Raw genomic sequence first — 12,576 nt, forward strand, 5'->3', positions numbered from 1 at the left:
CTAACGAAGATTGTAGGAATCTGTAGAAATGTATGAAAATCAATAGATAAACTGCTTTTTTACATTCAGCTAAGGTAAAATAGGTCATACAACTAGTACACATGTGCTGACATCAACATAGGTTATTAGTGATTCTAAATATAAAAGGAGGCACTAAACCTATGTATGGAAAGCATAAGAAACACTGTAAACCCTGTAACCCTACAATGCCTGCGTACACTCAAAAACCAACAACAACCAAGATGATGCCGGCAGTTGTTCATCCTACAAAGCATAGTGTAGTCGAAAAAACATGTGAATATATTGTACCTGAGGTTCATCCAACTCATACGGATTATGTAACAAACCATGTATATAAACATGTTCATAGCTGTCCTCATACTGAATCTGCGTATGAGAATATCAGTAACCAACAATTTGTCAGCAATAATGCACCAGTAATGGGCGCCCAGAGTAACATGCCTGTGATGGGAGCTCAAAGCAATGCACCCGTAATGGGAGCTCAAAGTAATATGCCTATAATGGGAGCTCAAAACAATGCGCCTGTGATGGGAGCTCAAAGTAATATGCCCGTAATGGGAGCTCAAAATAACATGCCTAATTGGCCTGTAATGGGAGCTCAATCAGGTAAAAAGAAACGTTGGTAAATGTCATTCACAAGATGGACCTATGGTCCATCTTGTGAAATTTTATAACAAAGGAGTGGAACGTTTTTGTATCGGTCGGTTTTAATCACTGGATATAAGCCTCACGAGTTAGGTGTGTTTGATAAAGAACATCCTGGTATTAAATACATAAAAAAAGCAATCGAATATAGATTAATTCCACTGATTGAAGAAGGTACAGAATGGTTTGTCATTAGCGGGCAGCTTGGAGTAGAGTTATGGGCAGCTGAGGTCGTTTTAGAGCTGAAGTCTACTTATTCTCATATTAAGTTAGCCGTGTTGCCACCATTTCTAAACCAAGAGGATCAATGGAAAGAAGCTTCCCAACAGCAGTACCGCCTTGCTTTAGAACAAGCTGATCTTGTTAAACCTATAACCAATCGAGTGTACGAGAGTCCTGCTCAACTTCGACAAAAAAATGACTTTCTTATTACGAAGTCAGATGCTCTATTGGTTCTTTATGACGAAGATCACCCGGGAACGCCAACATTTTACCTAGAGCCAGCTCGCAAGAAACAAACACAGGCTGAATATGATATTATATACATAACACCAGATGATATTGAGGATGCAAGAAGAAATGAAGAAGATCAATTTTAAAGTATAGAATTGTTTATTGAATCGAAATTGACTTTTTAATAGACTTTTGAAAAAATATAGTCAATAACATGTAGTTTAGACTAAGCAGGGGTGATACGTGTGAGTAACCAGGAAATTAAGCATTCAGCAAAGGAAATTCTTAATAAAGATTTTAAAACAGGCATGAGAGGATACAATCAAGATGAGGTAGATAAGTTTCTTGATTCCATTATTCAAGATTATGAATTATTTCAGAAGAAAATCGAGCAGCTTGAACAAGAAAATCAGCAGCTCCGTAAAGAGAATAAAAAGCTTCAGGACCGTCCGTCAAGACAGGCTCAACCTGCGGCCCCATCAAACAATAATACGAACTATGATATCTTACAACGCCTATCGAATCTCGAGAAAAAGGTGTTCGGCAGCAAAATGTATGAATAGGTAATGGAGGTTTAGTTTGATTGAGGTCTATTTTGATGGAGCAAGTGCTGGTCAAGCTGGTCGATCAGGAGCTGGTATTTTTATCAATTTTAAGGATGGTCGAATTGAAGAACACTCTATTCCTCTAGAAGAGATGTCTAATCATGAAGCGGAATATGAAGCCTTTCTGCTGGCACTAAACAGATGTATTGAGCTTGGCATCACTAAGGCTTCCTTTCGTACGGATTCTCAATTGATTGATGAAGCGGTAGAGAAACAATTCGTTCGTAATCCTTTATACAAACCCTATTTGGCGTCCGCTCTAAAGAAAATAGATCAATTTGAACTATTTTACCTTAAGTGGATTCCAAGTAAAACTAACCGTAATGCGGATCGATTAGCAAGACTTGCGGTTGAAAAGCAAAAACGTAAATAACGAAGAGGTAGTTGCACTCTTTTGTGGATCCGTATATAATAGATAAGCGCGACTAGCGTATCAGGTTCAAGTTAAGCATTCAGGTGGCCGCTGTGCTTAAGTGCATAGAGGAAAGTCCATGCTCGCACGGGCTGAGATGCCCGTAGTGTTCGTGCCTAGCCAATTCATAAGCTAGGGTAGCCAGGTTTATGGCTAACGGCAGGAGGAATACCTACGTCCTTTGGATATGGTAGACACTCCTTGAAAGTGCCACAGTGACGGAGTCCGTTTGGAAACAGACGGAGTGGAACGAGGTAAACCCCTCGAGCGAGAAACCCAAAATTAGGTAGGGGCATTTTTCGGTTTGGAATTGAACAAAACCGGAAGAACAGAATGTATTCTGTAGATAGATGGTCACCACCAGCGTACGAGGTTCATCACCGCTTGCAGTACAACGGAACAGAACATGGCTTATCGAATGCTTAACGATGCAAAGCCGATTGTAGTTAAACAAAATCCCTCTAGCAGGGATTTTTTTGTTTTGTCTGAATCCTTTATTACCCGCACGCATTAATGTGCAAAAATTTATGTTTACACCTTCTGTAAATTCTATTAACATAAGTAATAGTTAAGTAGTCGATAGATAATAGAGGGGTGTCCAGTATGAATAGAAAATGGGGAATGATCATTTCAGCTTCAGTTGCTTTAAGTGCTTTAGCAGCCTGTGGCAACGGAGATAATAGCAATGGAGATGAGGCGACAGTTGTTATTGGAGCCACTCAAATTGTGGAGCACCCTTCACTTGATGCGGCCTATGCTGGGTTTCAGCAGGCCATTGAAGATGCGGGGATAACGGCTGAATTTAAATTTCAGTCTGCACAAGGGGATCCGAATAACTCCTCAACCATTGCAACAAATTTTGTATCAGATGGGGTCGATATGATTTTTGCTAATTCAACGCCAAGTGCGATTAGTGCGTTGCAAGCTACACAGGACATTCCCATCGTGTTTACTTCTGTTACTGATCCTGTCGAAGCGGGTCTTGTAGCAGCGTTAGATGAGCCGGGTGAAAATATTACAGGCGTTCGCGACTTACATCCTGAAGCTATCGACGAAACAGTTGCCTTTATTAATGAGAACTTTCCAGATTCAACAGTCGGTCTCGTATACAACGCTGGTGAATCAAACTCAGTTGTTCAAATTAATGCCATTAATGAAGCTGTAGAAGGCACGTCTCTATCAACAACGGAACGAACTGTTGCTACGTCTGCTGATGTTCAGTCTGCTGTGGCTGCACTCGCCGAGGATGCGGATGTGTTCTACTTGGTGACAGATAATACGGTCATCTCTGCGTTAGAATCCATTGTTGGAATATCAAACGATCGAGGCATCCCTTTAATTGCGAGTGACCCAGAATCTCTTGGATCAGGAGCGTTTGCCGCATTTGGAGTAGATTTTCATACGCTTGGTTACCAAGCGGGAGAGATAGCTGCTAGCATTCTAAATGATGAAAGTGCTCCATCTGACATTCCGGTTGGTTCACCTGCTGAGATTAATCTAGTCATTAATCGGGAGGCTGCAGAAGCTCAAGGGATTGAATGGAATGAAGACTGGGAAGACGCTGCACAAACATATGAATCAAACGAACAATAAATTCGAGACCGGCCTACCGCTTCGGAAGGTCGGTTTTCTTTTCAATTAAGGAGTGGGGTTAACATGCTTGCAATGTACGGTGCTTTAGAGCTCGGCTTTATATATGCACTTATGGCACTTGGTGTTTATATGACTTTTCGAATCTTGGATTTTCCCGATTTAACGGTTGATGGTAGTTTTGTTACTGGAGCTGCCGTAGCGGCACTCGCCATTGTAAATGGAGTTGACCCAATTTTCGCAACCGTGATGGCTGTGCTTTCTGGATTTATTGCGGGGTGTTTCACAGGCTTACTTCATACAAAAGGAAATATTAATCCGTTACTCGCTGGAATATTAATGATGATCGCTTTGTATTCAATTAATTTACGCATAATGGGTATGCCTAGAATTTCACTATTAAATGAACCAACTATCTTCGCTCATGTTCGTGAAGGCTGGAATGCGCTTGGGATTGATGACGCTCTTCGTTCTCTCTTCCAAGGCATGGGCATGACGAATCTTCCTTCTACATGGTCGTTATTATTCGTAATGGTTGTTGTGATTGTGATCATTAAAGTCATTATGGATTATTTCTTGAAAACAGAGGTTGGGCTTGCTATTCGTGCAACAGGTGATAACAAACGCATGATTCGCAGCTTTTCCGCTAATACCGATCATCTAATCATTCTGGCGTTAGGTCTTTCCAATGCGCTTGTTGCTTTTTCAGGTTCTCTTATTGCGCAAAGGGACGGTTTCGCAGACGCAGGCATGGGTATTGGTATGATTATTATTGGACTCGCTTCTGTCATTATTGGAGAAGCACTGTTTGGCACAAAATCTATTTTCAGAACGACAATAGCTGTCATTTGCGGAGCGATTATTTATCGAATTGTTGTAGCGCTCGCTTTAAAAGTAGATTTTTTAGAAGCAGGAGATATGAAGTTGATAACTGCTGTGCTCGTAATAGTGGCGCTTATTTCACCAAGAATTATTGAAAAACAACGAGAGCGGCGTAAACGAAAACTAAAGCATCAACTTGCTAAACAAGAGGGGGGTGGAGAACATGCTGGATCTGCATAATGTCGCTTTGACATTTAACGAAGGAACGCCTGATGAGAAAAAAGCCCTTCAATCTATTAAACTGCATATGAAAAAAGGTGAATTCATCACGATTATTGGCAGTAACGGGGCAGGGAAATCAACACTAATGAATGTGATCTCAGGTGCATTATTACCTGATCAAGGGGATATTCAAATTGACGGTCAGACCGTGATCCGTCACCAGGAATACAAACGTTCTACGTTTATTGGCAGAGTGTTCCAGGATCCTATGGCTGGCACCGCTCCCTCGATGACCATTGAAGAAAACCTGGCAATAGCCTATTCTAGAAACAAAAAAAGAACACTCAAGCTAGGTGTTACTAAGCAAAGGAGAGACTTTTTTAAAGAATCTCTCGAGACGCTTCACCTCGGTTTGGAGAATCGCTTTACAGCAAAGGTAGGATTGCTCTCAGGCGGTGAAAGACAAGCTTTATCGCTTCTAATGGCTACTTTCACGGAACCAAAAATTTTACTTCTTGATGAGCATACAGCGGCTCTTGATCCATCTAGAGCGGAGCTTATCACGTCCCTTACTCGAGATATTGTCTCTAAGTTTAATTTGACCACATTAATGGTTACTCATAACATGCAACAGGCATTGGATTTGGGTAATCGTTTAATTATGATGGATCAGGGTCAAATCATTTTAGATATTCCTGAATCAGAGAAGCAACGCCTTACGGTTGAAGGCCTGCTACAAGAATTCAAACGAATCCGCGGTACACAAATGGAAAATGATCGCGCTGTTTTAGGATAAGGATTAATAGAAAAGGAGAACGACTTGAAAGTGGGTCGTTCTCCTTTTTTTGATTGGGGTGTGGGGTTGAAGCTCTTATGATTGTGTAAATACTAATTTCAATACCTACCCTAAAACAAGCGGACAAAATAGGAGGGCAGACACCTGCAGGATGAACAGGAAGTTCACTGAAAAACTATCCTTATAAGATTGCGAACTTTCATCAATTGTATAAGTCGGAACGTTAGCGGAAGGAGAAACCGTAGACTCCTGCGGAACAGAACGAGTCTGAAGACATCGAAGTGGTGGTTTTCCAATTCGAGGGCTGAGGCCGTTCCCGCGGAAAGCGAAGGGTTCTCCTGTAGCGGCGCCATTCAGCCATTCTTACATGACTTTTTCAATTGCCTCGATGAAAATGTTCATTGAGATGAAAGTGCGTAGTCTGTTAGCGCGGATACTACCGAGGTAAGCGTGCCCCCATTTTCGGGAGCAGCAGACGAAGAATCAAAACAAATTTACACTTAAGCCTGTCCTCCCAATCTCAGTTCATTTCTTGTCAGCGCTTGTTCCAGCCCGTATAATAGAACAAGCTGAAACAAAGAAGGAGTTTTGAAGGATGGATAAGGTAACGCTAATTGCGACTGCCACAATGGGGCTTGAAGCAATTGTGGCGAAAGAGATCAAAGATCTTGGGTACGAGGATATTAATGTGGAAAATGGGAAAGTAACCTTTACAGCTACTATGGATGCCATTCCTAGAGCTAATTTATGGTTACGGACGTCAGATCGAGTTAAATTAAAGGTTGGCGAATTTAAAGCTTATACCTTCGATGAGCTATTTGAAAAAACTAAAGCATTACCTTGGGCAGATCTTATTCCAGAAAACGCCGAATTCCCGGTCATTGGGCGATCAGTCAAATCAACATTATTTAGTGTTCCCGACTGTCAGGCAATCGTCAAAAAAGCGGTTGTTGAAAGTATGAAGAAAAAACATCAAACAAATTGGTTTGATGAGGATGGTCCACTTTATCGAATTGAAGTTGCGCTTCATAAGGACATAGCCACATTAACCATAGATACGAGTGGAGAAGGGCTTCATAAAAGAGGCTACCGTTATTTGCACAATACAGCTCCATTAAAAGAAACACTTGCCGCAGCACTAATTAAATTAACAACCTGGAACCCGGATCGTCCGTTTGCTGATCCTTTTTGTGGATCGGGCACGTTACCAATAGAGGCAGCAATGATTGGGCAAAATCTAGCGCCAGGGTTTAATCGAGATTTTGCCTCGGACGAATGGGCTTGGATTGATAAGGATCTTTGGAATAAAGCAAGACAAGAGGTGGAAGACTTAGCGCGATACGATCAGCCCCTCGACATTCAAGGGTCAGATATTGATCATCGTAGTGTAGAGCTCGCACAGAATAATGCGAAGGAAGCAGGTTTTGCCGACCTGATTACGTTTAAACAAATGCAGGTACGTGATTTCAGTCATAAAGGCAGCTACGGAATTATTATCGGCAATCCACCATACGGCGAACGAATCGGAGAGAGAGAAGAAGTAGAGCATATGTATAAGCAAATGGGCGAGGCATTAAAGTCATTTGATACGTGGTCTGTATATATGCTGACATCTCATGAACAATTTGAAGAGCTTTACGGGAAAAAAGCCTCAAAAAAACGGAAGCTGTATAACGGAAATATTAAAACGGATTATTATCAGTACTTTGGTCCAAGACCGCCGAGAGTGTAAATAGTGCTTAAAAGAATGTGTTTAATTCACATAATTTAGGTTATAGAGAAGTATACTTACATTCACATACTCTATTTACAGTAAAGGGGGTTATCGACATGTCAAATGATATTGTACATTACGTGGAAGAACCATCACAGGATGAGCGTGTTTTGGCCATGCTTATTTATTTGTTAAGCTTTGTTACTACAATTATTGCTCCTTTGATTATCTGGTTGTTGAAAAAAAATGATTCTGCTTTTATTGATTCTCATGGTAAAGAGTATTTCAATTTTATTATCTCTTACGCCATCTATTCAATCATTGCCTCGATTTTAATTGCTGTGTTTATTGGTCTTATTCTCCTTCCCATTATAGCAGTGATGTCGTTTATTTTTATCATCATTGCTGCCGTTAAAGCGTATAACGGAGAAGAGTATGTGATTCCATTAACCATCCGTTTTATTAAATAAAGAAGTAAATGAAGTAGAGTATATTAAATGATAGTCGGATGAAGCGACTATCATTTTTTTTGAGGAATTATGTTTGGTTCATCCCTTTCATCAATGCTATGATAGCCTTATCAAATCAATCATGTATCTTAGGAGGCACCTAATGAGCAAGCTAACGATCGTAAGCTACCCCTTAGGTTCTACTGTTGGCAAAAAATCTGTAATCTTTGATAATGAATCAGAAAAAAGGATTAATCAGTTACTCTTTGAGGTGTTACACCTTCATTTCAAAGACGACATACCTGTTGAAATACCAAATGAGGGAGAAGTACTTAATGTTAATTTGCTAGAGGAGAGAAAGGACAGTTCATTACCGAACATTAGGCATTTTTCGTTACTAGGTCCACATGACCTTGCACTCTTGGATGCAATTGATATCATTCATGAAGATCTGGATAGCGTGCAACAGCGGTATAATTTAGATGAACCTACAGACTATCAAGAAGCTTTGCAAGAGTTAGTAGAGCACCTTAAGCAACAATAACAAATTTCACGTACCGAACTGTATAGATAAAAAGGAGGAACATAATGACTAACGATATCGCTATGCTAGGTATTGATATTGGAACAACAAGCACTAAGTCTGTTATTTTTCGAACAAACGGCTCCGTTTTAGCATCCTCTGAGATAAGTTATCCAACTTTATCACCTCAGCCCGCGTGGTCTGAACAAGATCCAGATGTCATTTTGAACGCGGTTAAACAGTCCATTACGCAAGCGGTAGCTTCCTCAGGTGTCTCACCTACATCGATTGCCTCTGCAGGATTTTCAGCTGCTATGCATTCACTCTTGGCTGTATCAAAAGAGGGAAAACCGTTATCTAAAAGCATTATTTGGTCAGATAACCGCAGCTCAGAGCAAGTTGATACCTTAAAAGCAACAGTTGAGGCTAAAGGATTTTATTTACGCACGGGTACACCTATTCACACCATGTCACCACTAGCAAAATTGCTATGGTTTAAGCAGCATTCTTCTGGTTTGTTTACTCAAGCAGACAAATTCATTTCAATAAAAGAATATGTATGGTTTCACTTGTTCGGCGAATTTGTCGTAGATCATTCCATTGCTTCAGCAAGTGGGTTGATGAATCTAAGAGAGCAACAATGGGATCAAGAGATTTTACACTATATCGGTATAACAACGGATACATTATCGGAACTTGTGCCCGTTACCTACAAAAAGGTCTTACCATCTGAATCTATCGCACATGAGCTCGGTTTATCTCCGTCCATGCCATTTGTCATAGGTGCAAGTGATGGAACATTGGCTAATGTGGGCGTAGGAGCAGGCTCCTCTGATAAAACGGTGATTACAATTGGTACGAGCGGCGCTGTAAGAAGAACGGTAACTGAGCCTGTAACAGACCCGAATCAACGAACATTTTGCTACGCGTTATCAGATAATAAATGGGTTATTGGTGGGGCCACCAATAACGGAGGGAATGCGCTACGCTGGTATAGAGATGAATGGAGCAAAGGTCAATTTGCTACAGATGAGATGCAAAATAAAGGAGAGCTATATGAGTATTTACTCTCATTGGCTGAGAAATCGCCTGCTGGAGCACAGGGATTGTTGTTCATGCCTTTTTTAAATGGGGAACGAGCCCCATATTGGAATCCGAGTGCTAGAGGAGCCTATGTAGGGATTGGTAATCATCATACTCAAAATGATTTTATTCGCTCCTTATTGGAAGGTGTTATTTTTAGTGTCTATTCAGTAGGAATTGCATTAAAGGAATTAAGTGGCCCTTTTACTGAAATTAGAGCGTCCGGTGGCTTTGCAAGATCTCCGCTCTGGTTGCAAATTCTTGCAGATGTCTTTAACAAAGAAATACATGTGCCATCCAGTTATCATGCATCCGCATTTGGCGCCGCCATTATTTCACTTATAGCTACTGGTCATCTTGACTCATTCGTGGAATCAGATTCATGGACAACGATTGATAAGGTTTATACACATCAGGCTAATAATCATGAGACGTACCAAAGGCTTCATGAGTTTTATGCCGAGATCTATCAATCTCTTGAAACGCCTTTTTCCAAGCTTGCTGCGTTTCAGAAGGAGTATACAAGCCATCTTCCATTAAAATAGGCAAAGCATCAAGTTCTAATGTAATTTCCGCTATTAGAAATAAATTGATCTCCCCATACACTGAATAATTAAGCGATCTATTAGTTAAACAGTTTTAAAAGGAGGAGATCAATATGGTAAGAATATTCATTGATCCTGGCCACGGCGGAAGAGACTCAGGAGCGATAGGAAATGGGTTGCAAGAAAAAAATATAACGCTGCAAATCTCGCAATGTATTCGAGACTACCTCTTGTCAGATTATCATAATGTTGAAGTGAATATGAGCCGGACAAGCGATACATTCGTGTCTTTATCAGACCGAAGCAGGAAGGCAAATCAGTGGTCAGCTGATTATTTTGTGTCTATTCACATTAATGCTGGTGGAGGCACGGGCTTTGAATCCTATGTCCATTCAAGTAGAGTGCAGCGGACGGTAAGTCTTCAAACCATTATTCACAAGCTAATCATGAGTCATGTAAATGTGGTAGATCGTGGCAGGAAATCAGCAAACTTTGCTGTGCTAAGACACACTTCCATGCCTGCTATATTAACGGAAAGCGCATTCATCGATCATACTAGAGATGCAGAGAATTTAAAGAGAATCGCATTTATTAGACAGGTTGCACGGGGCCATGTTGAAGGAATGGTTCAAGCTTTTGATTTGAAAAGAAAAGCGAATTCTTTAAGTTCAGATCGTCTATTTAAAGTGCAAAGTGGATCCTTTCAAAAACACCAAAACGCCGTGGACTTAAAAAATAGATTAGAACAACAAGGATATCAAGCCTATTTTCAATTTGAGGCCTCTTTCTATCGAGTACAAGTTGGAGCTTTCTCAAAACGAGAGAACGCGGACTCGCTTGCAAATGAACTTAGAAATAGAGGTTTTGATGCGATTATTGTATAGTCATAAAACGTCATAATCAACTTCCTGTATGAATAAGAATAAATAAGGGGAAACTTGCTATTATTCTTCATTCTATTTGGAGGTATGTTTGTGAGAGAAAATCAACATCACGCAATTGAAATGCTACAAAGGGTAGATAAAGCATTACGCACTGTAGAGCAGCACATCCATGTAAATATGCAAACGATGTCAGCGCAACAATTTATTGCGGCCAAACGTTCTCTTCAAAATGCGCGGGCTGACTATGAAGAGGCCACAAGTTATTATACAGCTGGATCATTTAAGTAATAATTCAAAAAGAAACCTAGGATTTTATTCCTAGGTTTCTTTTTAGTTGAAAAATAACTATATTTATACCTCATTGCTATGATATTTAAGACTCCTTGACAATTGTATGAAATAAACATAAATTAAAGTGAACAATGCAATATAAGGATTTAAACTATTCACTCAATCACCTGACAGCTTTTTTTTAGTGTTTATTGAAAGCGCTTCCTTTTTTTATTTGAATGATCATGTTTAGGGGGAATTGCCATGAGAAAAAGAGTAGGATTATCCTCATTAGCTTTAGTCACTTTGATGATATCCGCTTCATGTAGCAGTGGTGAGGAAAAGCAGGAGATCGTTGTATGGAGCTTTACTGGCGAGGCGGAATATGCAGTTGAGGCTTTCATGGAAGAAAATCCAGACGTATCGATAGATTTTCAATACGTTCCTGGCAATCAATATGAAACCAAACTCCGTTCAGCTTTGGCCACAGGAATTCGAGCACCTGACGTATTTGCACTAGAGGCAGGAGTGGTACGAAAGTTTATTGATCATCCATCTTTAGAAATCCTAAGCGGGCCGCCTTATAATGCGATGGATTTAATTGAAGATCAATACGACTATATTCAGGATATGGAGAAGGATTCAGATGGTGAAGTTCGCACAGTTGCTTACCAAGGGACAACGGGTGGTTTTTATTATCGCCGAGATTTAACGGAGGAATATCTAGGTACTGCTGATCCAGATGAGGTGAGCGCTCAGATCCAGAACTGGGATGACATTTTTGATTTAGGTGAACGAGTGTACGAAGAAAGCGGAGGGGAGCATCATATCTTTGCTAACTGGTCTTCGATTGGCGCTATCCAAAACGCACGGGCGGAAGTTCCATGGGTGGTTGAAAATGAATTGGTTATCGATGATTCTAAAAGAGAAACCCTTCATTTGGTCGACCAAGCAATTGAAACAAATTCGTTAGCGATGCTTAACAGTTGGACGCCAGGCTGGACTACATCTATGCAGCAGGGAACCGTTATGTTCTATCCTCAGCCATCTTGGTTTTTAAACCACGTACTCAGATCAGATGCACCAGACACAAGCGGATTATGGGGCTTAGCTAGTGGTCCTGCTGCGTTTAGTGGTGGTGGAACATTTTATGGGATGTATTCGGACGGTGATAATAAGGACTTAGCTTGGGAATTTATTAAATTTTATGGATTTGATGTTGATTTCTTAAGCAATTTAGCGGTAGACGAAGAGTATTATACAAGTCATCGAATCGCCAATGAAAACGTAGCGGACGAAATTTCAAGTGAATTTCTAGATGGCCAAAATTACTTTCACTTTTTTAACGAGGAATCTGAAAATGTGCAAACAGTTGTCCGTACGTCTTTTGATGGGAACATTGAAGATATCTATGGAGAACTAATGGAATCGTACTCAAGAGGCAATTTCTCTTCTCATGACGAGTTTTGGGAGCGCTTTAAAAGGGACGTACAAATCTATTTTCCAGAGTTAACAGTCAACTAAAAAGGTGTATAAGGGGGG

The 12,576-nt window shown here is 40.5% G+C and carries 14 protein-coding genes and 1 other RNA gene; all 15 read left to right on the forward strand.

The window, feature by feature from the left end; genetic code table 11:
• The first annotated feature begins 161 nt into the window (after positions 1-161).
• Positions 162-647, forward strand: coding sequence for a spore coat protein (locus tag FN960_RS08280; protein ID WP_260681960.1), 486 nt, complete (start codon positions 162-164; stop codon positions 645-647).
• Positions 648-713: 66 nt separating this feature from the next.
• On the forward strand, positions 714-1,265 hold the full coding sequence (locus tag FN960_RS08285) for an SLOG family protein (RefSeq protein ID WP_143848236.1): 552 nt from the start codon (positions 714-716) through the stop codon (positions 1,263-1,265).
• Positions 1,266-1,364: 99 nt separating this feature from the next.
• Positions 1,365-1,682 (forward strand): cell division regulator GpsB, encoded by a 318-nt coding sequence (gene gpsB, locus FN960_RS08290; protein WP_143848237.1) that lies wholly within the window; start codon positions 1,365-1,367, stop codon positions 1,680-1,682.
• Between the two features lie 16 nt (positions 1,683-1,698).
• On the forward strand, positions 1,699-2,097 hold the full coding sequence (locus FN960_RS08295; protein ID WP_143848238.1) for a reverse transcriptase-like protein: 399 nt from the start codon (positions 1,699-1,701) through the stop codon (positions 2,095-2,097).
• A 75-nt stretch (positions 2,098-2,172) separates the two neighbouring features.
• Positions 2,173-2,555: RNase P RNA component class B (gene rnpB / locus FN960_RS08300), an RNA gene on the forward strand.
• 184 nt (positions 2,556-2,739) lie between these two features.
• Positions 2,740-3,729: an ABC transporter substrate-binding protein gene (locus tag FN960_RS08305; RefSeq protein ID WP_143848239.1), complete on the forward strand. Its 990-nt coding sequence runs from the start codon at positions 2,740-2,742 to the stop codon at positions 3,727-3,729.
• A 63-nt stretch (positions 3,730-3,792) separates the two neighbouring features.
• Positions 3,793-4,788, forward strand: coding sequence for an ABC transporter permease (locus FN960_RS08310; protein WP_143848240.1), 996 nt, complete (start codon positions 3,793-3,795; stop codon positions 4,786-4,788).
• On the forward strand, positions 4,772-5,566 hold the full coding sequence (locus FN960_RS08315) for an ABC transporter ATP-binding protein (protein ID WP_143848241.1): 795 nt from the start codon (positions 4,772-4,774) through the stop codon (positions 5,564-5,566). Before FN960_RS08310 ends, FN960_RS08315 begins: the two co-directional genes overlap by 17 nt.
• A gap of 595 nt (positions 5,567-6,161) precedes the next feature.
• Complete coding sequence (locus FN960_RS08320; protein WP_143848242.1) at positions 6,162-7,298, forward strand: THUMP domain-containing class I SAM-dependent RNA methyltransferase; 1,137 nt, start codon at positions 6,162-6,164, stop codon at positions 7,296-7,298.
• Positions 7,299-7,396: 98 nt separating this feature from the next.
• Positions 7,397-7,750: a DUF4870 domain-containing protein gene (locus FN960_RS08325; protein WP_143848243.1), complete on the forward strand. Its 354-nt coding sequence runs from the start codon at positions 7,397-7,399 to the stop codon at positions 7,748-7,750.
• A 142-nt stretch (positions 7,751-7,892) separates the two neighbouring features.
• Positions 7,893-8,273, forward strand: coding sequence for a hypothetical protein (locus tag FN960_RS08330; protein ID WP_143848244.1), 381 nt, complete (start codon positions 7,893-7,895; stop codon positions 8,271-8,273).
• A gap of 44 nt (positions 8,274-8,317) precedes the next feature.
• Positions 8,318-9,880: a gluconokinase gene (locus FN960_RS08335; protein ID WP_143848245.1), complete on the forward strand. Its 1,563-nt coding sequence runs from the start codon at positions 8,318-8,320 to the stop codon at positions 9,878-9,880.
• A gap of 113 nt (positions 9,881-9,993) precedes the next feature.
• Complete coding sequence (locus FN960_RS08340; protein ID WP_143848246.1) at positions 9,994-10,764, forward strand: N-acetylmuramoyl-L-alanine amidase; 771 nt, start codon at positions 9,994-9,996, stop codon at positions 10,762-10,764.
• A 90-nt stretch (positions 10,765-10,854) separates the two neighbouring features.
• Positions 10,855-11,052 (forward strand): hypothetical protein, encoded by a 198-nt coding sequence (locus FN960_RS08345; protein WP_143848247.1) that lies wholly within the window; start codon positions 10,855-10,857, stop codon positions 11,050-11,052.
• A gap of 246 nt (positions 11,053-11,298) precedes the next feature.
• Complete coding sequence (locus FN960_RS08350) at positions 11,299-12,558, forward strand: ABC transporter substrate-binding protein (RefSeq protein WP_143848248.1); 1,260 nt, start codon at positions 11,299-11,301, stop codon at positions 12,556-12,558.
• Positions 12,559-12,576 lie beyond the last annotated feature (18 nt).

It is taken from the genome of Alkalicoccobacillus porphyridii (assembly GCF_007293315.1).
Taxonomy (GTDB): Bacteria; Bacillota; Bacilli; order Bacillales; family Bacillaceae_D; genus Alkalicoccobacillus; species Alkalicoccobacillus porphyridii.

Excerpts from the sequence above, each read along its gene's own strand:
- FN960_RS08335 (WP_143848245.1), top strand. The coding sequence starts at position 8,318 with ATGACTAACGATATCGCTATGCTAGGTATTGATATTGGAACAACAAGC.
- FN960_RS08310 (WP_143848240.1), top strand. The coding sequence starts at position 3,793 with ATGCTTGCAATGTACGGTGCTTTAGAGCTCGGCTTTATATATGCACTT.
- FN960_RS08315 (WP_143848241.1), top strand. The coding sequence starts at position 4,772 with ATGCTGGATCTGCATAATGTCGCTTTGACATTTAACGAAGGAACGCCT.
- FN960_RS08280 (WP_260681960.1), top strand. The coding sequence starts at position 162 with ATGTATGGAAAGCATAAGAAACACTGTAAACCCTGTAACCCTACAATG.
- FN960_RS08305 (WP_143848239.1), top strand. The coding sequence starts at position 2,740 with ATGAATAGAAAATGGGGAATGATCATTTCAGCTTCAGTTGCTTTAAGT.
- FN960_RS08320 (WP_143848242.1), top strand. The coding sequence starts at position 6,162 with ATGGATAAGGTAACGCTAATTGCGACTGCCACAATGGGGCTTGAAGCA.
- FN960_RS08340 (WP_143848246.1), top strand. The coding sequence starts at position 9,994 with ATGGTAAGAATATTCATTGATCCTGGCCACGGCGGAAGAGACTCAGGA.
- FN960_RS08325 (WP_143848243.1), top strand. The coding sequence starts at position 7,397 with ATGTCAAATGATATTGTACATTACGTGGAAGAACCATCACAGGATGAG.
- FN960_RS08330 (WP_143848244.1), top strand. The coding sequence starts at position 7,893 with ATGAGCAAGCTAACGATCGTAAGCTACCCCTTAGGTTCTACTGTTGGC.
- FN960_RS08350 (WP_143848248.1), top strand. The coding sequence starts at position 11,299 with ATGAGAAAAAGAGTAGGATTATCCTCATTAGCTTTAGTCACTTTGATG.